Origin of the sequence: Novosphingobium sp. BL-52-GroH, from assembly GCF_044813085.1 — a bacterium.
Classification (GTDB): Bacteria; Pseudomonadota; Alphaproteobacteria; order Sphingomonadales; family Sphingomonadaceae; genus Novosphingobium.
The window spans coordinates 639,130-663,025 of sequence record NZ_CP171149.1; the positions used below are offsets into that span (position 1 = coordinate 639,130).

Consider the following 23,896-nt stretch of genomic DNA (forward strand, 5'->3'; position numbering starts at 1 on the left):
TCGGCGGTTAAGGCAAACGACGTCGGCCGGTGACGGATCGGCCGCACCGACCCGTCACCGGCACCCGTGCCGGCGCTACTTGCGCAGCTTGTAGACCACCAGCGCGTCGGACAGCTTGGTGCCCGCGAAGGCGTTGCCGCCTGCGGCGATGGCGAGGTACTGCTGGCCATCGACCTCGTAGCTGGCGGGAACCGACATGCCCGGCGCGGGGAGGTCGACGTTCCAGACCTGCCTGCCGGTGCGGATGTCGAAGGCGTGGAACTTGGAATCCAGCGTGGCGCCGACGAACACCAGTCCGCCTTTGGTCGAGGTCGGGCCGCCAACGGTGGGCGAGCCCCAGTTGAGGAACGCGGGCACCGTCATGCCGAAGCGGTGCGACTGGCCGAGCGGCACCTGCCAGACGATCCTGCCACTGCTCATGTCGAGCGCCGTCAGCGTACCCCACGGCGGCGGCATGCACGGAATGCCGAGCGGCGAGAGGAAGAACTCACCGCTGGCGATGAGGTTGGAGTTCGGCAGCTCACGGGTCATGAAGTCGCCGTTCTTGAAGCCCTTGGGCTTCTCACGGATCGCCATGGTGGAGGCGAGGTTGTCGGTCTTGACGACGAGCAGGTTGGTGACCGGATCATATGTCGCGCCGCCCCAGTTGGTGCCGCCCATGGAACTCGGCACGGTGAGCGCACCCTTTGCGTCGGGCGGCGTGAACGGCCCATCGTAGCGCAGCGAATCGAACTTGGCACGGCACCAGGCGCGGTCGATCGGAGTGAGCCCGAACATCTCGCCGCGCGTCACGCTGGTCTTGGCGAAGGCCTCCGGCAGCACCGGGATCGGCTGCGTGGGCGAGGCATGTTCTCCTGGAACGCGGGAGGCGGGCACCGGCGTCTCGCGCACCGGGAAGACCGGCTTGCCGGTATCGCGGTCGAGCACGAAGACGAGGCCGCTCTTGGTGGGCTGGATGACCACGTCACGAAGGCGCCCGTCCTTGCGGATGGTGACGAGCATCGGGTTGGTCGGGAGGTCGTAGTCGAACAGGTCGTTGTGGACGGTCTGGTAGTGCCAGCGCACCTTGCCCGTCTTCACGTCGACCGCGACGACCGCGTCCGAATAGGGAATGTCGAAATTGCGCGTCGCCGAATAATAGTCCGGCGAAGGGCTGGTGGTAGCCAGGAACACGAGCCCGCGCCCCGGATCGCCCGAGAGCAGCGACCAGATATTGGCCGCGCCGGTATCGCGCTCGTGGCCTGCGGGGATGGGATCGAACTCCCACAGCATCTCGCCGGTACGCGCGTCGAAGCCGCGGGTGATGCCGTCGGCCGCGTCGCGCAGGTTGTCGCGCGCGCCGGTGGCGGCAACGACCACGCCGTTAATGATGATCGGGGGCGAACTGGCCGGGACCGGCCCCTCGCCGCGCGGGTCGAAATCGGTGTGCGAGACGTAGCCGGGATGGCCCTTGCCCGCACCGAAGTCCTCGCACGGCCGGCCGGTGGCGGCATCGAGCGCGACGATCGCGCGGTCGCCGGAGGATCGGTAGATGCGGTCCGCGCAGACGGCTCCGGCCTTCGCCTCCGGGTCGTGCCAGTAGGCGACGCCGCGGCAGTGCTTGGGCGCCATCTCGCCCTTGAACAGCGCCGGTCTGCCGCCCGAAGCCTTGAACGGATCGAAGGCCCAGCGCTGCGTGCCGTTGGCCGCGTCCACCGCGATCACCCGGTCGAACGGGGTGCAGTAATAAAGCGTGCGGCCGACCACGAGCGGGATGAACTCCATGCGCGTGCCGGAGTAGGTGTCGCCGTCCTTGAAGTCGCCCGAGTGGTGAGTGAAGGCGACTTCGAGGTTGCCCACGTTGGCCGGAGTGATCTGGTCGAGCGCCGACCACTGGCTGCCGCCCGGATCGCCGCCAGTGCCGGACCAGTCGCCGCTGCGGCCGGTGCTGCGCTCGATCACCGCGCCCTCGCCCGAAAGCGCGCGCGCCGCATCACCGAAGCGCGGCTGCGGCACGGGCACGGTGGCCAGCGTCCAGATGCCGAACGCAAGGAACGCGGCGAGCAGCGTGTAAAGGATGGGATGCCTACGCAAGCTTCTCTGAAACTTCACAATTCGCCTCTATCTCAAGAGCTGGCAGGCCGTCCGCGGACGGAGTCGTAACCGACCCCTCGCCATGCTGCACTACGTCATATTGCGCGGTTTCCAGTGCTTGCGGGGCGCTGGAGGCGGAATGATCGACTGCCGAACAACTTTACATACCGACCCCGCGATTTGGCAGAATCGCCTCAGCATTGCGCCTCCTTTCCAAGAACATTTCAGGGGGTTTCCATGAGACTGAGGACTCTTCTCAAGCTGACAGCGTGCGCCGGCGCCATGCTGTCCGCGCCGGCTTTCGCCGACGAGGCACGGGACGCGCCGCAAGCGTCGTCTTCCGGGCCGGGCGACATCGTCGTCACCGCGCAGCGCCGCGAACAGAACCTGCAGGACGTGCCGGTGGCCATCACCGCGTTCTCCAGCGACGATGTCGAGCGCCTCGGCATGGACGACATCTTCGACGTCGCCAACTTCGTGCCCTCGACCCACATCACGCAATCCTCGTTCAAGGCGACCGCGACCTACTTCATCCGCGGCATCGGTACGCTCGACATCACCACGACCAACGATCCGCCAGTCACGATCTACGAGAACGACCTGATCGTCGCCCGCTCCAACGCCAACAACATCGGCCTGTTCGACGTCGAGCGCATCGAAGTCCTTCGCGGGCCGCAGGGCACCCTGTTCGGCCGCAACACCAGCGGCGGCGCGGTCAACGTCATCCTCAAGAAGCCCACCGCCGACTTCGGTGGCTATGCCGAAGCCTCCTACGGCAGCTACGACAAGGTCCGCGTCAAGGCGTCGATCAACGCGCCGATCAGCGACACGGTGCTGACCAAGACCAGCGGCTTCTGGGTCAACGACCCCGGCTTCATCAAGAACGACGCCAACGGCGACACGCTGGGCGGCGAGAAGAACTGGGGCGTGCGCGAGGACATCCGCCTGCTGCCGACCGACACGATGACCTGGGACCTTTCGGCCAGCTACACCCGCAGCGACGGCCTCGGCTTCCCGCTTTCCCCCACGGGCGAACCGGCCAAGAACATCTACAGCCCGCCGCCCGCGAACTACTACCACACCGTCCAGGGCGTGCCCGTGGGCGATTGCGGTTCCGACCCGATGGCCGCATGGGCGGCCGGCCGGGGCGGCGCCTGCTCGGTCGCGCGTTCGCTGGGCCTCGGCTCGGTGATGGACTTCAAGACCGACACCGGCGACCTTCAGGTGCTCTACGGCTTCCGCCAGTACTGGGCGACCTACAGCTTCCCGATCGGCACTGTCGACAACGCGCCCTACGGCAACTCCAACCTGTTCTCGGACGGCTACGGCTACTCGCATAGCGGCGAGATCAAGTGGGCGGCCTCGGCTCTCGACGGCAAGATCGAATACGTCACCGGCCTCTACTACCTGAACCTCGTCGACGAGAACCGCCTCTCCAACGCCTCCGCGACCGGCTCGACCATCCGGTACACGCAGGACATCAAGATCCACACGACGACCAACTCCTACGCGGCCTATGCCCAGGCGGACATCAAGCCCGTCGACGGCATCACCGTGACGCTCGGCGGACGCTTCACGCACGACGTCAAGGAACTCGCCTACATCCCGATGAGCGAGGTGAACGCGCCCACCATCTCCACCGAGGACGTGATCGCGCGGGGCCAGCCCACCAAGCTGACCTCCAACCGCTTCACCCCGCGCGTGGCGGTGCAGTACGACTTCTCGCGCGACGTGAACGTGTTCGTCTCGGCCACCAACGGCTTCAAGGCCGGCGGCTGGAACGCCCGCGTAAGCAACCCGAGCCTGGTCATCGCCGTCGATCCCGAGAAGGTCTGGTCCTACGAGGCGGGCCTGCGCTCGCAGTTCCTCGACGGGCGCGCCAAGGTCAACCTGACCGGCTTCTACCAGAAGCTGAAGGGTTACCAGAACACGGTTCAGGTCTTCCTCGACAGCAGCAGCACGCTGACGACCCTGCTCCAGAACATCGCCGACGTGCGGACCATGGGCATCGAATTCGACACCAGCTTCGAAGTCACTCGCGGCCTGCTGCTGAGCGCGACCGGCAGCTACCTCGACGCCAAGTACCTGAAGACGTACATCTTCCCGAACGTCCCGGCCTCGGCGCAGCTCTCGGACTCGGAAATCCCGACACAGGCACCCAAGTTCCAGATCACCGCGGGTCCGACCTACGTCATGGACATGGGCAAGGACAGCACGCTGACCTTCTCGGGCCTGTGGCGTCACATGTCGCCCTACCAGATCTCGATCCTGAACCCCGTCCGCACCAAGACCCAGGACATGCTCGACGCCAGCGTCCGCTACGACATGGGCTCGTGGTACGGCAGCCTCGCCTGCACCAACTGCACCAACCAGCACGCCTACATGCTGGCACTCGCCAACCGCGTCTACCCGATGGACCCCCGCCGCGTCACCGCGACCGTGGGCCTGAAGTTCTGACGTAGCGCAAGCAACGCGCGCCGCCGGTCATGGGGGCCGGCGGCGCGTGACCGGTTTTAGGAAGAAGGAGCCCTCCGATGATGCTCGCCCGTCTTGCGACCCTTGCCGGAGGGCTCCTCCTTTGCGCATCCCCGGCGGCCGCCGCCTCCGACACGACGCCCGCCTTCGCAATCTGCACCAAGGCCGAGTGCCGCGCGCCCGACAGTCTCGACCGGGCCCACGTCGCGCTCGGCAAGGACGCGGTGGCCTATCCCGGTCTTCGCTACGCCACGCTGCTGGGCTTTCGCCCGCTGACGATGGATCTCTATCTTCCCGCCAAGCGTGGCGGGAAGCCGCTGCCCGTCATCGTGCTCATCCACGGCGGCGGCTGGCTGTTCGGCAACCCCCGATCCGAGGCCGGTTTCGCCGACCTGCCAAAGCTGCTGGGCGAGATCGCCGCGCAGGGCTTCGCGGTCGCCTCGGTCGAATACCGCTTCGCCAGCGAGGCCCCCTTCCCGGCCGCGCTCAAGGACGTGAAGACCTCGATCCGCTGGCTGCGCGCCCATTCCGGTGAATTCGGCCTCGACCCCGACCGCTTCGTGACCTGGGGCGGCTCGGCGGGAGGCCAGCTTTCGGCCATCGCCGCCACCACCTGCGGCGTCGCCAAGTTTGAGCCCGACATCAACCCCAAGGGCGGCTGGAAGCCGGGCGCGGTGCTCGACGCGCCGCCCGCTACGGTCTCCGACTGTGTGCAGGGCGCGGTCGCATGGTATGGCGCCTTCGATTTCACGCAGCCGATCGGCGGCCCCTTCCCGATCGGGCAGCACCCCTACTTCGCCTGCAAGCCCGAGGGCTGCACGCAGGAGGAACTGGAAAACCCCTCCGCCGCGCACTATCTCGACGCGAAGGACCCGCCGATGCTGCTGGTCCACGGCGATGCCGATGCCTCCGCGCCTCCTGCGCAGAGCCGCCATTTCCTCGAACTGCTCAAGGCCAACGGCATCGAGGCGGAGCTGGTCATGGTGCCCGGCGCCGACCACGGCTTTCGCGCCGCCACCGACGAGGCGACGCTGAAGGCGCACCAGCAGGCGCTCGCGGCATCGCTCGCCTTCACCCGCAAGGTCACTGCCCGATGAGGAAATCCCTGATCGGCGCCGCGCTCGTCCTGCTCTGCGCGGTCGGCGCGATGGCGGCGGACGACGGCCGCTTCTGGCTGCGCTGGACGGGCCGCGTTCCGGCGATGACGGGCCTCGCGCCCGCCGCTGGAGCCAACGCCGTTCCCCCTGAACGCGCGACGATCGCCGGACCGGGCGCGCCCGCCATCCCGCGCTGCGCGCCGAGCCCGGCGCTCGTCGAGGCCGACCTTGCGGCCACCCGCTACCTCACCGTCCGCAAGACCGAGGCGTTCCTCGTCTGGCACGAGGGCTGCCTCGTTTCCGAACACTACGTCACCGGCGATGCCGCCACCCCGCGCGCCGCCGGGGCCATGGCCAAGTCGCTCGAGGCGCTGGCCGCGGGCCGCGCGATACGCGAGGGCGTGATCCCCGGCCTCGACGCGCCGGTCGCCGCGACCTTGCCCGAATGGCGCGGCGATGCCCGGGCGAAAATCCGCTGGCGGGACCTCCTCTCGATGCATGCCGGACTGCAGTGGTATCGGCAGGAGGCATCGCCCTTCAGCGACTTCCAGCGCATCATCATCGGCAGCGACTACGCCCCGCGCGCGCTGGCGCTGAAATCCATCGCCGCACCGGGGGCGTTGTTCGACTACTCCGCCTGGACGTACGACGTGCTCGGCCTCGCGCTCGCCCGTGCCGGCGGGGCGCCTTACGAGACGCTGGCCTCGCGCTGGCTCTCCGCGCCGCTGGGCCTGCATCCGATGAAAGTCTACGTCGACCGCCCCGGCGGCAACGTCCACGCCAACTGCTGCCTGTGGAGCCGCGCCGACGACTGGGTGCGCCTCGGCGCACTCCTCGTCACGGAATCGCGCCAGCCCCGCCTGCTTCCGCCGGGTTTCGTCGAGGAAATGCGCCAGGGCGGCCCGGACCAGCCCAATTACGGCCTCGGCGTCTGGCTCGGAAGCCCCTACCGGCCCGAACGCCGCATCGCGAGCCCGCGCAATCCCTATCCCACGCCGGTCAAGTCGGTCATCAGGCAGTCCGAACCCTTCCTCGCGGGCGACGTCATGGTCTTCGAGGGCGTCGGCCAGACCAAGACCTGGGTGATCCCCTCGCGCGGGTTGGTGATCGTCCGCTTCGGCGCCGCCCCCGAGGACTGGGACGATGCCAGGGTGCCCAACCTCTACCTGAAGGCGCTGGGTTCGTGAGGCTCTGGATCGCGGCGCTGCTGCCGCTCCTCGCCGGCTGCGCGGCTACGGTGGACGAGGCCCGCCTGCTGGAGGAACGCCGCGCCTGGTGGGCCGCTCCCGATCATGCGCTGAAAGTCGATGGCCTGCGCCCACTGGAACGCGTGCGCGGCGGGCCAAGCGAGGCTATGCCCGTCGCCACCGGACGCGCCGGCGCTCTGCTCGCCGCTGCGCAACGGGCCATCGGCAACCACGGGACGGCCGCGCTGCTCGTCTGGCACGGCGGCGTGCTGCAGTTGGAGCACTACGGCGAAGGCTTCGGGCCGGACATGCTCTCCGCCCCCGCATCGATGCCCAAGCCGGTGCTGGCGCTGGCGGTCGGCGCGGCGGTTGACCGGGGACTGATCGACATCGACGCTCCCGTCTCGCGCTGGATAACCGAGTGGCGCGGCGATCCCCGCGGCGCGATCACCCTGCGTCAGGCGATGCAGATGCGCTCCGGCCTCGTGAAGTACGGCGCAGCCACCAAGGGCGGCGACGGCGAGGCGCAGATGCTCGGCACCCGGCTCGAGGACCTGGTGCTGAGCACGCCGCTGGCCCGCGAACCCGGCACACGCTTCGACTACAACAACACCGACAACGCGCTGACCATGCTCGTCCTCCAGCGCGCGGTCGGCCAGCGTTATGCCAAATGGCTGTCGCGCATGGTGTGGCAACCGATGGGCGGGGGCGACGCCTTCGAATGGCTCGACCGCCCGCATGGCATGGCGCGCACGTTCTGCTGCCTGCTCGCCCGGCCGCGCGATTGGGTACGCGTCGCCCGGCTCATCAAGGACGGCGGGACGGCCCGGGGCCGGCAGGTGATCTCGAAGGCATGGCTGGCAGCGATGACCGCGCCGTCGCCAACCAATCCCAACTACGGATTGCAGATCTGGCGGGGATCGCCCTACGCTCCGACCCGTAGCTACGGCAGCGGCGCCGCCCCGCCGCTCCCCATCGGCGAGCCCTTCGCGGCGGACGACATGCTGATCTTCGATGGCGCCGTGGGCCAGCGGGTCTATATTTCGGCCTCGCGCGATCTCGTGATCGTGCGGATCGGCGATTTCGCGGCGGACTGGGTCGATTCCCGGCTTCCCAATGCCGTCCTGCGCGTCCTGGACGAAACCGGGGGCTGACCGGACTACGAACAAATCCGCATCGCCAGTCGCGGGGAGGCGGCCGCACGGCAAGGGAGGAGGCATGACATCCAACGCCTACGAAGACTGGATCGGAAACACCCGCACCCTGCGCGACACCCTGGCGAGCGGCACGGCCGAGCGCCTGCTGGGCGCCATCGACTCCCGCCCGCTCGATCCCTGCGCGGGCGCGCTGCTGCTCGGCCACTGGCTCTGCTTCCGCCCGGAGATGGTGCGCAGCCGCACCGGGATCGACGGGCATCCGATGAAGGGCGACTTCCTGCCCCCCGTCACCTTGCCGCGCCGGATGTGGGCGGGCAGCCGCGTGGCCTGGAAGCGCGCGATCCCGCTCGACCTGCCGATGGTGCAGCTATCCACCATCGAGTCCGTCACCACCAAGTCCGGCCGCAGCGGCGACCTCGTCTTCGTCACCGTCCGCCACGAGGTGTCCGGCGAGGACGGCCCGGTCCTCACCGAACACCAGGACATCGTCTACCGCGAGGCCACGGCCGGCGCGGCGCCCGCAGCCGCTGCCGAGCGGGTTTGCGACCTGCCGTGGTCGACGCCCTTCGCCGCCGACCCGGTGCTGCTGTTCCGCTACTCCGCGCTGACCGGCAATTCTCACCGCATCCACTACGACCGCCCCTACGCGCTGGCGGAGGAGGGCTACTCCGCCCTCGTGGTCCACGGTCCGCTGACCGCCACGCTGCTCCTCGACCATCTCGTCGCGCGCGCCGGCAAGACGCCCCGCAGCTTCGCCTTCCGGGGCGCCAGGCCGCTGTTCGATACCGACGCCATCACGCTGGGCGCGGCGCCTCCGGGCGCGGATGGCACCGCCCGGATGCAGGCCACCAACGGCCAGGGCGCGCTCTGCATGAGCGCTACCGCACAGTTCGACTGATTATACCAAGGACATCCGAATGCCCGCCGATCTTCCCGACGATACCTATACCCCGATCCGCGATGCCATCCGCGCGCTCTGCGCCGACTTCCCCGACGAATATTTCCGCAAGATCGACGAGGAGCGCGGCTATCCCGATGCCTTCGTCGATGCGCTGGCGAACAACGGCTGGCTGGCGGCGCTGATCCCCGAGGAGTTCGGCGGTTCGGGTCTCGGCCTCGCCGAAGCCTCTGTCATCATGGAGGAAATCAACCGCTGCGGCGGCAATGCCGGGGCCTGCCACGGCCAGATGTACAACATGAACACGCTGCTGCGCCACGGCTCGGCCGAGCAGAAGGCGCTCTACCTGCCCCGCATCGCCAGCGGCGAATTGCGCCTGCAGTCGATGGCGGTGACCGAGCCGACCACCGGCACCGACACCACCCAGCTCAAGACGACCGCCGTGAAGAAGGACGGCCGCTACGTCGTCAACGGCCAGAAGGTTTGGATCAGCCGCGTGCTGCACACCGACCTGATGATCCTGCTCGCCCGCACCACTCCGCTCGACCAGGTAGCCAGGCGCAGCGACGGGCTCTCGATCTTCCTCGTCGACGTCAAGCAGGCGATGCGCGGCGGTATGGACGTGCGCCCCATCCCCAACATGGTCAACCACGAGACCAACGAGTTGTTCTTCACTGACTTGGAAATTCCCGAGGAAAGCCGGATCGGCGAAGAAGGCAAGGGTTTCAAGTACATCCTCGACGGGCTCAACGCGGAACGCACCCTCATCGCGGCCGAATGCATCGGCGACGGCTACTGGTTCGTCGACCGCGCGGCGCAGTATGCCGGGACGCGCGAAGTCTTCGGCCGCCCGATCGGCCGGAACCAGGGCGTGCAGTTCCCGATCAGCGAAGCCTACATCGAAGTCCGCGCCGCCGACCTCATGCGGTTTCGGGCTTGCGAGCTGTTCGACGCCCACCAGCCCTGCGGCGCGGAGGCGAACATGGCCAAGTACCTTGCCGCCAAGGCCAGTTGGGAGGCGGCCAACGCCTGCATGCAGACCTTCGGCGGCTTCGGCTTCGCCAACGAATACGACATCGAGCGCAAGTTCCGCGAGACGCGCCTCTACCAGGTCGCGCCGATCAGCACGAACCTGATCCTCTCCTACACGGGCGAGCACGTGCTGGGCATGCCGCGCTCGTTCTGAGCGCTCCCGGCAGGGCCCCGATCCTCCCGCCCAGGGAAGGATCGGGGCATCGGCTTATTTCCAGTCGCCGTTCAGTTCGACCAGTTCGTAATAGCGGCCGACTTCCGGCACCCGCACGCTGAGTGGCAGCCAGTCCTCGCCCGCGGTGTGCATGACCAGGGTGCGACCCGTGTAGGTGTCCCAGTTGTAGCGCAGCGCATCGAAGCTGCCCGCAGGACCCTCCACGGTCTCGCGGCCTTCGAACTCGATGTCGTAGCTCTTGGTGGTGAGCATCGGGCCAGAGGCGCCGCCCGGCGCCAGCGAGGAGGAGAAGCAGTTGGTCAGCGGCTGCTTCTCGCCCGGGCGCTCGGCGGGCGTATGGGCGCACTTCCAGATGTCGACGCTGATCGGGTGCGAGCCGAACAGGCGTACGCGGCCCGGCGTCTGGATGCGCTGGCTGACGCGGCCCTCGGCGGCGGAAATCACCTCGGCCTCGGCGAAAGAATCGGTGAAGCGGAAGAAGCCGCTGCCCACGAAGCTGCCCCTGGCGACGACGCGCACGAAGGCGTCGACCGCCTCGAAGCGCGCGTTGACGGTGTAGGTCACGTCGCGCACCAGATCGAGCTGGTCCATCCAGCACTGGCAGCGCAGGGTGCGGGTGCCGTCCTCGTGGACGCTCACCGAGAATATCTCCCGGCCGATGTCGCCCTCGGCGTCGGAGGCGTAGCGGATCAGGCCGGAAAAGTCGCGGGACATGGGATGGCTCCTTCTGGGATTCAGGCGGCTTCGAGTTCGATCACGGCGCGGGCATAGCCCTTGCGGCCGGTCAGCAGGAACCGCGTCAGTGCGCCGCCGACGACGAGCAGGATGCTGGCGAGCGACCAGCGGATACCCGCGCCGTCGCCGAACACGGTGTCGTTCAGCAGGCCGACGCCGGTCGGGCCGATCAGCGTCCCGATCATCGAATTGGTCATCGTGTAGAGCGCCAGCACCCGGCCACGGTACTGCGAGGGCGTGGCGAAGACCACCGAGGCGACGCCGGTAGAGGTCGACATCGAGCTGAAGAAGGCCGAGACCGCCAGCGCTCCGATCGCCATGTAGGGGTTGGGCCATAGCGGCGCGGTGCCGCCGACGATCACCAGCGCGGGCAGGCTCACCGCCAGCACCCGGAACGGCGCGTCCTTGTGGCCCCGGTCGTAAAGACGGCTGGCGATGAGGCCGCCGATCACGGTGCCGAGCGGGCCCAGCACCAGCAGGATCACGCCGTAGTACAGGGAAAACCGCTCGGGCGGCCAGGCCCAGACACGGGTGAACAGGGTCGGCAGCCAGGTGAAGGCGTAGCCGAACAGCGCCACCGTCCCCATGCCCACTGCAAGGGGTGCCAGCGCCGAGCGGTGCCGGCCGACGTGGGCGAAGCACTCCCTCATCGAACCGCCGGACTTCTTGCCCGCATCGCGCCGCGCCGGCTCGCGGATCACCGCCAGCAGCGCCAGAGACACCAGGAAGCCGGGGACGCCGACGAGGATGAAGACGATCTGCCACGGCGCGAGACCGCCGCCCAGGAACGTCGCATGGTTGATGGTTGCCCAGGCGAGCAGCCCCCCGCCGATCAGGTAGGACAGCCCCATGCCGGTGTAGATGCCGAGGTTGAACACGCCGACCGCCGAGTTGACCTTGCGGCGCGGGAACATGTCCGCGATCAGCGAGGTCGCCGCGGGGCTCAGCGCCGCCTCGCCGAAACCGATGCCGAAGCGGCAGACGGCCAGCTGGAAGAAGCTGCGCGTGAAGCCCGAAGCCACCGTCATGATCGACCAGAAGCCGATCGCCCCGCTCACCAGGTTGCGGCGGTTGAGCCGGTCCACCGCCCACCCGAACGGCAGGCCCGACAACACGTAGACCGCTGCGAAGATCGGCCCCATCAGCAAGCCGACGGCGGTGTCCGAGATGTTCAGTGCCGCCTTGATCGGCGCCACCAGCAGCGTCAGCACCCAGCGGTCGAGCAGCGAGAGCGCATAGGCCAGCGTCAGCAGCGCCACCGCGCACCAGGCGTAGAGCGCACCGGGATAGCCGGCTTCCGGATCGGTCGATGTCTCGGCGGGGCTCTGGGTCATGCGCGGGTCCTCGGGGGCATTACGAAGCGGCATGATGGCGCCATGGCGCGGGGCGCGGCAGGTGCCGGCGCAGGCGTGTTCGTCTGCCGGTCAGCCCGCCTTCTTCTCGCGCAGAGCGTCCAGCTTGGGCTCGTCGAGGTCGTAGAACAGCAGCAGGGCCGCGCCGAGCAGCAGCATACCCGCCGGGACCAGGGTCTTGATCCCGTAAAGCGCCGAGATCGTCCGCGCCGACTGCTCCACCAGTGCGCCGTTCTTCGTCGCGATGTAGCCCGCGACCGAGAGCCCCCAGCCCAGCACCAGCGCGCCGATGGCGAAGCCCAGCTTCTCGTTCACCGAGTAGAGGCTGGCGAAGACACCGCCACGCTCGACGCCGTTCTTGAGACGGTCGAACTCGATCACGTCGGGCAGCATCGAGGTGCTCATCAGCAGCGCCCCGCCCGAGGCAAAGCCGAACACCGCCGAGCGCCACCAGATGCCGGGATAGCCGGTCGAGGCGTCGGCCCAGTACCACGTCAGGACGGCGGGGATCATGATCGCCTGGGCCAGCAGGTACGCGTTGCGCTTGCCGACCCTGCGGCCGATCCGCATCCATACCGGCATCGAGAGGAACACCGCGCCGTTCTGCACCACCGACTGATGGATCATGCCGGTATAACCCACGCTCATCACGTTGAGCAGGAACAACAGCGTGATCGGCATCAGCACCCCGAAGGCGACGTACTGGCACAGCTTGGCGCCAAGCAGGATGAACAGGGGCCGGTTCTCCAGCAGAGAGCGGAAGTCGGCGGCCGAAAGCCGGTGCGGCGTGCCCGCCGGCGCGTCGGTCCTGGCGCCGCGGGTGCCCCACCACGAGCCGAGCATGGTCGCCAGCGCCAGGACCGCCATGATGCAGCCCATCATGACATAGCCGGTGCGACCGCCGCCGCCCGCCTGGATCAGCCATGCGCTCAGCGCCAGCGCGGTCAGCTGGCCGACACCGATGAACGCAGTGCGGAACGAGATCAGCTTGAGCCGCTCCGCATTGTTCGAGGTGATCTCGGACGGCATGGCCAGGTAGGGCACGTTGAACAGCGAATAGCCGGTCGAGTAGATCACGAGCCCCGCCGCCATCCACGCGATCAGCGCGGTCTCGCCCATCGGCGGCGCGAGGAAGATCATCAGCAGCGAGGTGAACGAGACCAGCGCCCCGGCCAGCAGGAACGGCCGCCGCCCGAGCCGCGCGCGAACCTTGTCGCTCCACGCGCCGATGGCGACGTCGGCGAAGGCGTCGTAGATCTTGGAGAGCATCACCAGCGTGCCTGCCACCGCCGGGTCCACTCCCAGCACTGTCGCCATCAGCGCCGGGAAGTAGACCGAGACCGTATTGAGCAGGATCGAGATGCCCGACGTACCCACCCCGAAGCCAAGGCACAGCCCGAGCGGCGGATAGGGCGTGCGCGCCCGGGACGGGCGGGCGAGCGTTGCGGTCTGGGTCATGGGCGGGCTTTCGTGGAAGGCAGGAGCTGGGCAACGATGTGAGCGAGCGCCTCGGGTTTCTCGGCGGCGATGTAGTGGCCGGCGCCGGCCACGATCTCGGGATCGGGAGCGCCGAGGGCACGGGCCATGGCGGCGCCGGACGAGGGCGGGCTGATGCGGTCGTGCTCGCCGGTGACGAGCAGTGCCGGCACGCGCACGAGGCGCGCTGCCGCCAGCAGGTCGGGGCGGGTAGCGTAGGCGTCGATCACGCGCGCCTGCATCGCCGGGCTGGCGGCCATGCGGTCCGCCACCAGCGCGTCGAGGATCGCCGTGTCGTCGGCGAAATCGGGCGCGAGCTGCCCGGCGAGGTCCGATCGGGCACGCCGGCCGAGTTCCTCGGAATCCAGCGCGCCGTATTCCGACTGGCGGCGGCGCAGCGCAGCGACGTCGACCGGCCGGGCAGGATCGGGGGCCCCGACGAGGACCAGGCCATCGATCCGCTCGGGCGAGCGCGCGGCGGCGTTGATCGCCACTGAGCATCCCAGCGACCAGCCCAGCACCGGCGCCCGCTCGATCCCCAGCGCGTCCAGCATGCCGAGCAGGTCGCGCGCCCAGAGCGGATGATCGATGGGGGTGCCGGGGGGCACCATGTTGGCGCCGAAGCCTCGCTGGTCATAGGCGATGACGCGGTACTGCGACGACAGGTGGCGCATCAACGGCATGAAATGCGCAGCCCGCGATCCGCCGCCGTGGAGCAGCACCAGGGGATTGCCGCTGCCGGTTTCGATGACCGGGAACGACAGCCCGTCGTGCGGGAGGTGGTGGGCGATGAACGCGTGCATGCGGCGGACGCTACATCACGCGATAGCCCTTCGGATTTCAAGCCTTCGCTGTGATCGCCTGATGGTCAGGCCGCCCGCTGTTCGCTCTCCGGTCACTCCTCGCGCGGTCCCTCCCGGCCCGCACGCTTTGCGGCTTTGTCTGGCCGGGACTGCCGGAGATCCCAAGCTGATGACCACTGGACCGAAAATGGACGGGAAAGCCGCCTGATGCGCCCCGCGATGGACACCCTGACCCTTCAGGTCGCGCCCGAGCACACTGCCGTGCTCATCGTCGACATGCAGAAGGACTTCTGTACCCCCGGCTTCGGCGCCGAGGAGGCGGGCCGCGACATGGGCCCCGCCAACCGCGCCATTCCGGAAATCCGCCGCCTGCTCGATGGAGCACGGAAAGCCGGCGCCACGGTCGCCCACGTCGGTTTCTGGACCCTGCCCGGCAATGGCAGCGATTCCGATACCTGGCTGTGGAAGCGGAAGGGCGCGACCGTCTCCTCGCCCACTCTCTGCATCGCGGGGACCGAGGGCGCCGAGTTCATCGAGGAACTGGCCCCGCTCCCCGGCGAGCTGGAAATCCACAAGCACCGCTACAGCGCCTTCACCGCCACCAACCTCGACCTGCTGCTGCGCGCCCGCGACGTGCGCACGATCATCGTCACCGGCGTGTCCACCAACGTCTGCGTCGAGACTACTTTCCGCGCCGGCTTCGAGCTGGGCTACGCGGTCGTCGTGCCGCCCGAGACCTGCGCCTCGTGGGACCAGGACCTTCACGAGGCCGCCCTGGCCAACGTGCGTCACCGCTTCGGCGTGACCCCGCCCCTTCAAGACATCCTGACAATCTGGGAACGATAATATGACCGAAACTCTCTCGCTGACGGCAGCCGCGGTCAAATTCACCTGCGGCATGACCCCCGCGGCGCTGACCGGCGAACACCTGCGCCTCGCGCGCCGCTGCGTGCTGGACGGCCTTGCCGTCGCGCTAGGTGGTAGTCAGCAACCCGGCATGGCGCCGCTCGGCCGCTATATCCTCTCGCTCGGCGGCGTTGCGGACGCACGGCCGATGGGCGCGGCTGGCCACCGCCTTCCCGCGCACCTCGCCGCGCTGTGGACCGGCACCGCCGGGCACGCGATGGACTGGGACGACACGCAGCTCGCCGAGGGTCCGGGCCGCCCCTACGGCCTGCTCATGCACCCGACGATGCCGCCGCTCGCCGCCGCCATGGCCCTGACCGACATGGTGGCGCGAGAGACCGGCAAGCCCGTCGACGGCGCACGCTTCCTCACCGCCTTCGCCACCGGGTTCGAGGTAGGCTGCAAGATCGCCGAGGCCATCAACCCCGACCACTACATGCGCGGCTTCCACACCAGCGGCACGATCGGCGCCTTCGCCGCGACCGCGACGGCCTGCCGGATGCTCGACCTCGACGAGGAGACCACCGCGCGCGCCATCGGCATCGCCGCCTCGTGCTCGGCCGGTATCCGCGCCAACTTCGGCACGATGACCAAGCCCTTCCACGTCGGCCGCGCGGCGGAGAACGGCGTCACCGCCGCCCTGCTCGCCCGCCAGGGCTTCAGCGCCAATACCGAGGCGCTCGACGGCAAGTGGGGCTACCTTACCATCGCAGGGCCCGGCGGCGACCCCGCACTGGTCGTCGAGAAGTTCGGCGCGCCCTTCACGATGGTTTCGCCCGGCGTCAGCATCAAGCCCTACCCCTCGGGCGTGCTCACCCACCCCAGCATGGACGCGATGGCGCTGCTCATGGCCGAGGAAGGCATCGCCGCACAGGACATCGAGAGCGTCGGCCTCTACGCCGGTTCCAACGTGCTCGGCCCGATCCGCTACCGCATCGCCAAGACCGAACTGGAGGGCAAGTTCTCCTTCGCCTTCCTGCTCGCCGCGATCGCCCTGCGCAACCGCTGCGGCAAGGAGGAGTTCACCGACGATTTCGTCTCCTCCGACGCCTGCCAGGCGATGCAGCACCGCATCGAGACGCACTTCAGCGAGGAGATCGAGGCGATGGGCTGGGACCGCATCCGCTCGCGCGTCGAGATCGTCACCAAGGATGGCCGCAAGGTCGCGCGCTGGGCCAACGAGGCCTATCGCGGCAGCCCGCACAACCCGCTTTCGGACGAGGAGCTGCAGGGCAAGTTCGCCGACAACGCCGCCGGCCTGCTCACCCCCGAGCAGCAGCAGAAGGTGTTCGACCTCGTCTGGTCGCTGGAAACCGCGCCTGACGCGGGCGCCCTGGTCGAACTCACCAACTGGGGCGCGCTCGACGGTGTAGGCGCATGAACCTCGGGCTCGAGGGGCGCACCGGCCTCGTCTTCGGGGCGAGCCGGGGCATCGGCGCCGCCTCGGCGCGCGCCCTCCACGGCGAGGGCGTTTCACTCGCCCTGACGGCGCGCAGCCGCGCAGCGCTAGACGACAGCCTCTCCGTCATCCCCGGGGCGCTGCCCCTGACCGTCGACCTCACCTGCGCCGGCGATGCCGAGGCCGCGGTCGAGGCGACGCTGTCGCGCTACGGCCGGATCGACCTCGCCGTCATCAGTGCCGGCGCGGCGCAGGGCGGCGCGTTCACGGACCTCGGCGACGATGTCTGGGCGAGCGCGCTGGAACTGAAGTTCATGGGCATGATCCGCGCGCTGCGGGCGCTGGTGCCGGCGATGCGCAAGGCCGGATCGGGGCGCATCCTGGTGATCGTCGGCAACAACGGTGTGCAGGCCAACAAGGCGATGCTGCCCGGCTCCGCCGCCAACGCTGCCTGCCTCGCCGTGATCCGTGGCCTGGCTGAGGACATCGCGGCGGACGGCATCCGCATCAACGCGCTCAACCCCGGGCCCACTCGCACCGATCGCTGGGATGGGCTCGTCGAACGCCTGTCGCGGGGCCAGGGCCGTCCTGCCGCCGAGGTCGAGGCCGAGCTTCTCTCCGCCCAGCCGCTGGGCCGTATCGCGGCCGCCGACGAGATGGGCCGACTTGCCGCGATGATGCTGTCCGACGCCGCCGACATGCTGGTCGGCACCTCGCTCACCGCCGACGGCGGCGCCACCAAAAGGATCTGACGTGTCGACCAACCCGCGCGTACCCTTCCAGCTCGCCAGCGACCGCAAGCCGATCGCGCCGCCCGAGGGCGGGCGCCTGATCGTCCACATCGTCGTCAACATCGAGAACTGGCGCTTCGACCACGCGATGCCGCGAAAGCTCCTGACCGCGCCCCACGGCGCCGAGGCGGTGCCCGACATTCCCAACTTTTCCTGGGCCGAATACGGCATGCGCTGCGGGATGCCGCGGCTGTTCGAGACGCTGGGCCGCCGGGGAATCCCTGTCACCTGCGCCTTCAACGCCAGCGTCATCGACAACTACCCCGCCCTGGCGCAGGCGGTGGTCGACGCCGGCTGGGAGTTCATGGGCCACGGCATGCACCAGCGCGCCCTCACCGCCGAGGACAGCGAAGCCGACCTGCTCGGCGCCGCCATCGACAAGATCGCCGCGTTCTCGGGCAAGCCCGTCGCCGGCTGGCTTGGACCCGGCCTGCGCCAGACCGCGGACACTCTCGACCACCTCGCCGCCAGGGGCATCCGCTACTGCTGCGACTGGGTGCTCGACGACCTGCCGGTGTGGATGAAGACCGCCGATGGCGCGATGGTGGGCGTGCCCTACTCGCTGGAAATCAACGACAGCGTAATCTACGCGGTGGAGAAGCATTCCTCCTCCGAAATGCACGACCGCCTCGTGCAGACGCTGGAAACCTATGCACCGGAGCTGGAGAAAGGTCCGCGCATCGTCACGCTCGGCCTGCACCCGCACCTGATCTCGGTGCCGCATCGCTTCGCCTGGTTCGAGCGGATGCTCGACCTGCTGCAGGCTCGCGAGGATACCGTGTTCATGACCGGCAGCCAGATCGCCGACTGGTTCAAAGGGGCGAGCGATCCGGCGGAGCGGGAGCTTGCGGCGAATTACACGCCCGTGGCGTAAATCGCGGTCCCCGCGAAAACGGGGACCGCTGGCCATCTTCAGGCGGACGCTTTCTGGCAGCCCCACGGCCCGGCCTCGCCGATGCCTGGGCGCGGCCCGGCCAGCGGTCCCGGATCAAGTCCGGGACGACACCAAGGCCCTATCCCCTCGCCGGATCGACCCGCAGCGGCCTCGGCAATCCCAACCGGTCGCGCAGTGTCTCACCTTCGTACTCCATCCGGAACAGCCCGCGCCGCTGCAACTCGGGCACCACCATCGTCGCGAAGTCGCCCAGCGAGCCCGGCAGCATCGGCGAGGAGATCGCGAAGCCGTCCGCCGCCTCGGCGTGGAAGGCTTCCTCGATGAGGTCGGCGACCTCCTTGACCGACCCGATCACCCGCCAGTGCCCGAACCCGGCGGCATAGCGCAGATACAACTCGCGCAGGCTCAGCCCTTCCTCGCGCGCTTCGGCGAGAAGGTTGGCCTGGAACGTGCTCATGCCGTCGCTGGGCGGAATCTCGGGCACCGGACCGTTGACGTCGAAGCCCGACAGGTCGACCTTCCCGCCCAGCACGGCGGTCAGGATCTGGATGCCGACCGAAGGATCGACGAGGTTCTGCAGCGCGTCGAATTTCGCCTGCGCCTCCGTGCCCGTCTCTCCCACGAACGGCACCAGGCCGGGCAGCACGCGTACCGTATCGGGATCGCGCCCGGCTGCGGCCACCGCCTGCTTGACCTTGAGGTAGAAATCCCGCGCCGTCGGAATCGAGCGCTGCTGGGTGAACACGCAGTCCGCCGAACGCGCGGCAAGCGCGATGCCGGCGGGGGACGAGCCCGCCTGGAATATCACCGGATGCCCCTGTGGCGGACGCAGCGCGTTGAGAGGCCCGCGTACCGAAAAATGCGTCCCCTTGTGGTTCACGGGCGAGAGCGCCTCGGGGCGGAAGTAGCGCCCGCTCGCCTTGTCGGCCACCAACGCGGCGTCGTCCCAGCTGTCCCACAGCTTGCGCACCACGTCGACGAACTCGTCGCCGCGCGCGTAGCGGGCATCGTGGTCGGCCTGCATATCGCGGTTGAAGTTGAGCGCCTCGGCCGGATTGGCGGAAGTCACGAGGTTCCAGCCCGCGCGCCCACCGCTGATGTGGTCGAGCGAGGCGAACATCCGCGCGACGTGGAACGGCTCGCAGTAGGTGGTCGACATCGTCGCGACGAGGCCGATGTTCCTGGTCACCATCGCCATCGCCGACAGCGCGGTGATCGGCTCCAGCATCGCGATCGAATTCGAGGTGCGGCTCAGCTCCTCGTTGCTCGCCTGCTTGAGCGCGTAGTTGTCCGCCAGGAAAACGAGGTCGAACTTCGCGGCCTCGGCGATCTGCGCCTCCTCTACGTAGCGGGCGATGTTGAACGACCCGTCGGCGGGGCAGTCGGGGTGGCGCCAGCCGGCGATGTGGCTGCCGGTCGCGGAAAGGATGGCGGCGAGGCGGAGGCTGCGGGCGGACATCATGGCTCCTGCGGCTGGGAATAGACTTGTCTGCACGCGTCTTCGCCGCAAGCCGCCTGCATGGGCAGGGGCCTTGCGCCTTCGTGCTCGCTTGCCGAATAAGGCGGGGCAAGGGAATGACGGCGCACCCCGGTTTGCGCTCTGACGGGGACGACAACGCCCTCAGGGAGTCGACCATGACCACCTATACAACGCGCGGCCCCGTCCGCCTCGTCGAAACGGACTGGAGCGCGCTGGACCTCGCGCGGCAGGACGATCACCTCGCGGTAGAGGGTTACGTGATCGTGCCCGGCCTCATCACTCAAAGCCAGATCGACACCGTGCGCGCCGAGCTGGCCGACCTGCCGATGAACACGGCGCCCTATTCGGAGCACCAGAAGTTTGCCAAGGCTCCTCCCCAGTGGCACAGCCCGGCCTTCGCCGAAATGATCGGCAACCCGCGCCTCGTGCCCTTGCTGGAGAAGGCGCTGGGCAAGGACGTGGTGTTCATGCTCGGTCACTACATCACCAGCGGACCAGGCGTTCCCGGCCTCGCGCTTCATTCGGACTACCAGCCTTATGGTTCGCCGCAGAAAGGTTGGGAGGAAAGTTCGCCCGCGACGCTGCGCGTGCTGCTCTATCTCGACGACCTGACGCTGGACCGCGCGCCGTTCACGATCGTCCCGCGCTCGCACCTGTCGGTTCACGAGGTCGCCAATCCCTACGTACGCTACGATCATCACGAGGACATGCGCACGATCACGCTGAAGGCGGGCGATGCGATCGTGTTCAACGTCAAGGCGTTCCACGGCACCCACCCGCACCTCGGCAACGAGGGCCGGGGCATGCTCGAATTCGCCTACCGCCCGCTGTGGGCGCGCTGCGCCGGCGAAGTGAAGGAATGGGACGAGGCGGACCTCGCCAAGGCGCCGGAAAGCGCCCTGCCCTTCCTGCGCCCGCGCAACGCCGGCAAGGCCGAGGACATGCTCGGCCAGACCTTCGACGCGCGCGAGGGTGACTATGCCGGCCTGATGCCCGGCGCTGACTGATCCAGAGACATTCGATAAACAGAAAGATGAACAGCATGACCACTCCCCGCACCGGTGGCGAAGCCATGATCGAGGTGTTCCGCCAGCAGGGCCTGCGCACCGTGTTCTGCCTTGCCGGCGCCGCGCACGCCCCGCTGCTGCGCGACCTCGAAGGCACCGACTTCCACATCGTCCCGAGCCGCCACGAGAACTCGACCGTGGCCGGTGCCGACGGTTTCGCGCGCGTCACCGGCCTGCCCGGCGTCGCCATGATCGCCGGCCACCAGGGCCTGCCCAACGCGCTCGGCGGCATCCGCACCGCACAGCTCGCCTGCTCGCCGGTGGTCCTGCTCGCCTCGGTGAACGAGGGCAGCAGCGAATCGATGTCCGAGGAGACCAACGACGGGCTCGACATGGTGAAGCCCTTCGTGAAGTGGGCACGCACCGTCACCGACGTGAACCGGCTGGAGGAATACCTCAACGCCGCCTTCCACCAGGCGACTTCGGGCCGTCCCGGCGTCGCCGTTCTGGGCATTCCCACCCACATCGAGGGCGAGGCGCTGAAGGCCGGCGCAGCCGTGCGCAGCCGCAAGCTGAAGCCCATCCCGCCCCAGCCCGCCGCCGAAGCCATCGAGGCGCTGGCCGAGGCGATCGGCAACGCCAAGCGGCCGCTCGTGCTGGCGGGCGCCGGCGCGGCGCTCTCGGGCGCGGGCGCGGCGCTGCGCACCTTGTCGCAGGAGTTCGGCCTCCCCGTCTTCGGCCACGCACTAGGCCGCGGGCTGGTGGCGGAGGACATGGACCACGGCTATCCCTGGGCGCTCACGCAGGTGGCTGCGAAGCGTGCCGACCTCGTCATCGCCGTGGGCATCCGCCTGCAGCAACGCATCGGCTACGGCATGGCACCGCGCTTTTCGGAAGCCGCCGTCTTCGCCCAGATCGACATCGATGCGGGCGAGATCGGCCGCACCCGCACGGTCGAGATCCCGATCCAGGGCGATGCCTGCCTCGGCGTCGAGATGCTGCTCGAGGCCCTGCGCGGGCGCGGACAGGCCGCCTTCACGCGCGAATGGGTCGGCGAGGCCCTGGCAGAACGCCTGGCCCGCGTCGACGAGCTTGGCCGCGACACGGATGGTCCCATCCACCCTTACGCCATCGCGCGAACACTGATGGAGCAGCTGCCGCCCGAAGCGATCTTCGTGGCGGACGGGGCCGACGTCTACAACTGGATGTCGGCGGTGATGCGGATGCGTTCGGAGCGGTGCTACCTCGACCATTATCCGCTCGGCTCGATGGGCATCGGCACCCCGCTCGCCGTCGGCGCGGCGGCGGGCGCACGGCAACTGGCCGAGGATACGGGCGAGGCCCTGCGCCCGGTCGTGCTGGTCACGGGCGACGGCTCGTTTGGCTTCTACCCAGGCGAATTCAACGCGGCCGTCGTCGATGGCCTGCCGCTGACCTGCATCATCTCCAACGACGGCAACTGGGGCACCGAGCGTAACGCCCTGCTTACGCGCCTGGGCACCACTGTGAACTGCGTGCTCGGGCAGTGCGACTACCACCTCGTCGCCCAGGGCTTCGGCGCGGACGGCGTCAAGGTCGAGGCGGTTGCCGATCTGGCGCCTGCGATCGCAAGCGCCCTTGCCAGTGGCAGGGCGACGGTCGTCAACGTCATCACCGATCCCGATGCCGGCGAAGTCCGCAAGAAAGACCCGCGCCTGCAGATGGTGACTTTCGAGGACCTGCGCTCCAGTCTCGATGCGCACCACGTGATGGACCTGCGCTGAGGCCAGACAAACGAACGGCCCGGACTCGAAAGTCCGGGCCGTCAGGCGCCGCACCCAGGTTGGGCGTTCAAGGCGCGAGATGGTTCGCGAAGAACCGCGAGATCACGGCATAGGCCTCGCGCGATTCCGGCAGGTCCGGGTCGTTGAAGAAGGCGTGCCACAGCCCGTCCCAGACATGCAGGTCGGCATCGACGCCTGCCTTCACCAGATCGCGGTGGGCGGTGATCGTGTTGCTCATCGCGAAGTCGCGCGTACTGGTAATCAGCAAAGAGGGCGGAAAACGCTTGAGCAGTTCGGCCGACCGCGCCGGGATGACCAGCGGGTCGGCATCGGACTGTCCGTCGAGATAGCCATTGCCCGATTGCGTCATCGGCCGAACCGTCGTCGGCAGAGGGAAATTGTTGAGCAGCGAGCCGGTGTACTGGCTGTCGCCACCGGTCCCCTCGACCGAGCCGCAGAATGTGCCTATCGCCCCCGGCATTGGCAGGCCGGCATGGTCGATCCACGCCACCGCCTCGCCTGTCAGCACCGCACCGGCCGAGCAGCCGTAGATGCCTATGCCCCTGGCGGGATAAGTCTTGAGCAGTTCGCGGTAGACCGCCTGGATGTCCTGGCTGCCGGCGGGGAACTTGTGTTCGGGCGCCATACGGTAGTTCACGGTGACGACGGTGAAGCCGCCGACGGCCGCGATCGGCACGGACTCGACGAGCGCCCCGCTGGGCCAGCCGAACAGGAACGAGCCGCCGTGGACGTTGATGAGCACGCGCTTGCGATTGGCGGCGGGAACGCCCGATTTCGGGTTGACGACCTGCACCTCGACCCCGCCCATCCGCGCCTGTCGAACCTCGACCGGATAGAGCGCCGCCATTTTCGCCAGGGTGAGCTTGTCGCGTGCCTCGTATGAGGCCCGGACCTTGGCGATGGGCTCCTTGGCGGCGTTGATCCCCGGCTCCGCGAGGCGACGGGCGAACGCCGCGCGGGCTTCGGAGGAGGCCTGACTGGAGAAGGGAATGGTTCCCGCACTCACCTGCACACTGCCCGGCGCATCGTCGGCCGCCCATACAGGCGCACCGAGCCCCAAGGCCAGTCCGGTACTGATGCCCCACCCGATGCGACAGGACCTGAAATTCACCATCGCGCCATCTCCGGATGAGGTCGTTGCGTTTACGCCCGGCCCGTCGCCCCCGCGCGGCGG

At 68.7% G+C, this 23,896-nt stretch carries 19 protein-coding genes; 12 read left to right on the forward strand and 7 right to left on the reverse strand.

Annotation, left to right across the window (positions count from 1 at the left end; genetic code table 11):
- Positions 1-75: 75 nt before the first annotated feature.
- Entirely contained in the window at positions 76-2,073 is a 1,998-nt protein-coding gene (locus ACFFDA_RS02810) for a pyrroloquinoline quinone-dependent dehydrogenase (protein ID WP_404478078.1), read from the reverse strand.
- Positions 2,074-2,310: 237 nt separating this feature from the next.
- On the opposite strand from ACFFDA_RS02810, the gene ACFFDA_RS02815 reads away from it, so the two are divergent.
- From ACFFDA_RS02815 to ACFFDA_RS02840, 6 genes are all read left to right on the forward strand, one after another.
- Positions 2,311-4,530, forward strand: a complete 2,220-nt coding sequence (locus ACFFDA_RS02815) for a TonB-dependent receptor (RefSeq protein WP_404478079.1) — start codon at positions 2,311-2,313, stop codon at positions 4,528-4,530.
- 77 nt (positions 4,531-4,607) lie between these two features.
- The gene (locus ACFFDA_RS02820; RefSeq protein ID WP_404478081.1) at positions 4,608-5,645 is read left to right on the forward strand and encodes an alpha/beta hydrolase fold domain-containing protein; all 1,038 of its coding nucleotides are present in this window, start codon (positions 4,608-4,610) and stop codon (positions 5,643-5,645) included.
- Positions 5,642-6,832, forward strand: coding sequence for a serine hydrolase domain-containing protein (locus ACFFDA_RS02825; RefSeq protein WP_404478082.1), 1,191 nt, complete (start codon positions 5,642-5,644; stop codon positions 6,830-6,832). Before ACFFDA_RS02820 ends, ACFFDA_RS02825 begins: the two co-directional genes overlap by 4 nt.
- Positions 6,829-7,986 (forward strand): serine hydrolase domain-containing protein, encoded by a 1,158-nt coding sequence (locus ACFFDA_RS02830; protein ID WP_404478083.1) that lies wholly within the window; start codon positions 6,829-6,831, stop codon positions 7,984-7,986. The genes ACFFDA_RS02825 and ACFFDA_RS02830 overlap by 4 nt, the downstream gene beginning before the upstream one ends.
- Positions 7,987-8,050: 64 nt before the next feature.
- Positions 8,051-8,887, forward strand: coding sequence for an acyl-CoA dehydrogenase (locus ACFFDA_RS02835; RefSeq protein ID WP_404478084.1), 837 nt, complete (start codon positions 8,051-8,053; stop codon positions 8,885-8,887).
- A 19-nt stretch (positions 8,888-8,906) separates the two neighbouring features.
- On the forward strand, positions 8,907-10,073 hold the full coding sequence (locus tag ACFFDA_RS02840) for an acyl-CoA dehydrogenase family protein (RefSeq protein ID WP_404478085.1): 1,167 nt from the start codon (positions 8,907-8,909) through the stop codon (positions 10,071-10,073).
- 54 nt (positions 10,074-10,127) lie between these two features.
- On the opposite strand, the gene ACFFDA_RS02845 is transcribed toward ACFFDA_RS02840, so the two are convergent.
- From ACFFDA_RS02845 to ACFFDA_RS02860, 4 genes are all read right to left on the reverse strand, one after another.
- Positions 10,128-10,808, reverse strand: coding sequence for a hypothetical protein (locus ACFFDA_RS02845; RefSeq protein WP_404478086.1), 681 nt, complete (start codon positions 10,806-10,808; stop codon positions 10,128-10,130).
- A gap of 20 nt (positions 10,809-10,828) precedes the next feature.
- Complete coding sequence (locus ACFFDA_RS02850) at positions 10,829-12,163, reverse strand: MFS transporter (protein ID WP_404478087.1); 1,335 nt, start codon at positions 12,161-12,163, stop codon at positions 10,829-10,831.
- 90 nt (positions 12,164-12,253) lie between these two features.
- On the reverse strand, positions 12,254-13,639 hold the full coding sequence (locus tag ACFFDA_RS02855; protein ID WP_404478088.1) for an MFS transporter: 1,386 nt from the start codon (positions 13,637-13,639) through the stop codon (positions 12,254-12,256).
- The gene (locus ACFFDA_RS02860; RefSeq protein WP_404478089.1) at positions 13,636-14,460 is read right to left on the reverse strand and encodes an alpha/beta fold hydrolase; all 825 of its coding nucleotides are present in this window, start codon (positions 14,458-14,460) and stop codon (positions 13,636-13,638) included. The genes ACFFDA_RS02855 and ACFFDA_RS02860 overlap by 4 nt, the downstream gene beginning before the upstream one ends.
- A gap of 207 nt (positions 14,461-14,667) precedes the next feature.
- Between ACFFDA_RS02860 and ACFFDA_RS02865 the strand changes: the two genes are divergently transcribed.
- From ACFFDA_RS02865 to ACFFDA_RS02880, 4 genes are read left to right on the forward strand one after another with little or no spacing between them, the layout of a single operon-like run.
- A complete protein-coding gene (locus tag ACFFDA_RS02865) occupies positions 14,668-15,306 on the forward strand; it encodes a cysteine hydrolase family protein (RefSeq protein ID WP_404478090.1) in 639 nt (212 codons plus the stop codon).
- A gap of 1 nt (position 15,307) precedes the next feature.
- Complete coding sequence (locus ACFFDA_RS02870) at positions 15,308-16,747, forward strand: MmgE/PrpD family protein (protein WP_404478091.1); 1,440 nt, start codon at positions 15,308-15,310, stop codon at positions 16,745-16,747.
- The gene (locus ACFFDA_RS02875) at positions 16,744-17,517 is read left to right on the forward strand and encodes an SDR family oxidoreductase (RefSeq protein WP_404478092.1); all 774 of its coding nucleotides are present in this window, start codon (positions 16,744-16,746) and stop codon (positions 17,515-17,517) included. The genes ACFFDA_RS02870 and ACFFDA_RS02875 overlap by 4 nt, the downstream gene beginning before the upstream one ends.
- A gap of 1 nt (position 17,518) precedes the next feature.
- Complete coding sequence (locus tag ACFFDA_RS02880; RefSeq protein ID WP_404478093.1) at positions 17,519-18,430, forward strand: polysaccharide deacetylase family protein; 912 nt, start codon at positions 17,519-17,521, stop codon at positions 18,428-18,430.
- Positions 18,431-18,569: 139 nt separating this feature from the next.
- Here the strand turns inward: ACFFDA_RS02880 and ACFFDA_RS02885 are convergent, their stop codons facing one another.
- Positions 18,570-19,913, reverse strand: coding sequence for an LLM class flavin-dependent oxidoreductase (locus ACFFDA_RS02885; protein ID WP_404478094.1), 1,344 nt, complete (start codon positions 19,911-19,913; stop codon positions 18,570-18,572).
- Between the two features lie 173 nt (positions 19,914-20,086).
- On the opposite strand from ACFFDA_RS02885, the gene ACFFDA_RS02890 reads away from it, so the two are divergent.
- A complete protein-coding gene (locus tag ACFFDA_RS02890; protein ID WP_404478096.1) occupies positions 20,087-20,938 on the forward strand; it encodes a phytanoyl-CoA dioxygenase family protein in 852 nt (283 codons plus the stop codon).
- A gap of 35 nt (positions 20,939-20,973) precedes the next feature.
- A complete protein-coding gene (locus ACFFDA_RS02895; RefSeq protein WP_404478097.1) occupies positions 20,974-22,701 on the forward strand; it encodes a thiamine pyrophosphate-binding protein in 1,728 nt (575 codons plus the stop codon).
- Between the two features lie 67 nt (positions 22,702-22,768).
- On the opposite strand, the gene ACFFDA_RS02900 is transcribed toward ACFFDA_RS02895, so the two are convergent.
- Positions 22,769-23,836, reverse strand: coding sequence for an alpha/beta hydrolase (locus tag ACFFDA_RS02900; protein WP_404478098.1), 1,068 nt, complete (start codon positions 23,834-23,836; stop codon positions 22,769-22,771).
- Between the last annotated feature and the right edge of the window lie 60 nt (positions 23,837-23,896).

Excerpts from the sequence above, each read along its gene's own strand:
- ACFFDA_RS02895 (WP_404478097.1), top strand. The coding sequence starts at position 20,974 with ATGACCACTCCCCGCACCGGTGGCGAAGCCATGATCGAGGTGTTCCGC.
- ACFFDA_RS02865 (WP_404478090.1), top strand. The coding sequence starts at position 14,668 with ATGCGCCCCGCGATGGACACCCTGACCCTTCAGGTCGCGCCCGAGCAC.
- ACFFDA_RS02840 (WP_404478085.1), top strand. The coding sequence starts at position 8,907 with ATGCCCGCCGATCTTCCCGACGATACCTATACCCCGATCCGCGATGCC.
- ACFFDA_RS02855 (WP_404478088.1), bottom strand. The coding sequence starts at position 13,639 with ATGACCCAGACCGCAACGCTCGCCCGCCCGTCCCGGGCGCGCACGCCC.
- ACFFDA_RS02885 (WP_404478094.1), bottom strand. The coding sequence starts at position 19,913 with ATGATGTCCGCCCGCAGCCTCCGCCTCGCCGCCATCCTTTCCGCGACC.
- ACFFDA_RS02890 (WP_404478096.1), top strand. The coding sequence starts at position 20,087 with ATGACCACCTATACAACGCGCGGCCCCGTCCGCCTCGTCGAAACGGAC.
- ACFFDA_RS02825 (WP_404478082.1), top strand. The coding sequence starts at position 5,642 with ATGAGGAAATCCCTGATCGGCGCCGCGCTCGTCCTGCTCTGCGCGGTC.
- ACFFDA_RS02875 (WP_404478092.1), top strand. The coding sequence starts at position 16,744 with ATGAACCTCGGGCTCGAGGGGCGCACCGGCCTCGTCTTCGGGGCGAGC.
- ACFFDA_RS02900 (WP_404478098.1), bottom strand. The coding sequence starts at position 23,836 with ATGGTGAATTTCAGGTCCTGTCGCATCGGGTGGGGCATCAGTACCGGA.
- ACFFDA_RS02815 (WP_404478079.1), top strand. The coding sequence starts at position 2,311 with ATGAGACTGAGGACTCTTCTCAAGCTGACAGCGTGCGCCGGCGCCATG.
- ACFFDA_RS02870 (WP_404478091.1), top strand. The coding sequence starts at position 15,308 with ATGACCGAAACTCTCTCGCTGACGGCAGCCGCGGTCAAATTCACCTGC.
- ACFFDA_RS02850 (WP_404478087.1), bottom strand. The coding sequence starts at position 12,163 with ATGACCCAGAGCCCCGCCGAGACATCGACCGATCCGGAAGCCGGCTAT.
- ACFFDA_RS02820 (WP_404478081.1), top strand. The coding sequence starts at position 4,608 with ATGATGCTCGCCCGTCTTGCGACCCTTGCCGGAGGGCTCCTCCTTTGC.
- ACFFDA_RS02845 (WP_404478086.1), bottom strand. The coding sequence starts at position 10,808 with ATGTCCCGCGACTTTTCCGGCCTGATCCGCTACGCCTCCGACGCCGAG.
- ACFFDA_RS02860 (WP_404478089.1), bottom strand. The coding sequence starts at position 14,460 with ATGCACGCGTTCATCGCCCACCACCTCCCGCACGACGGGCTGTCGTTC.
- ACFFDA_RS02835 (WP_404478084.1), top strand. The coding sequence starts at position 8,051 with ATGACATCCAACGCCTACGAAGACTGGATCGGAAACACCCGCACCCTG.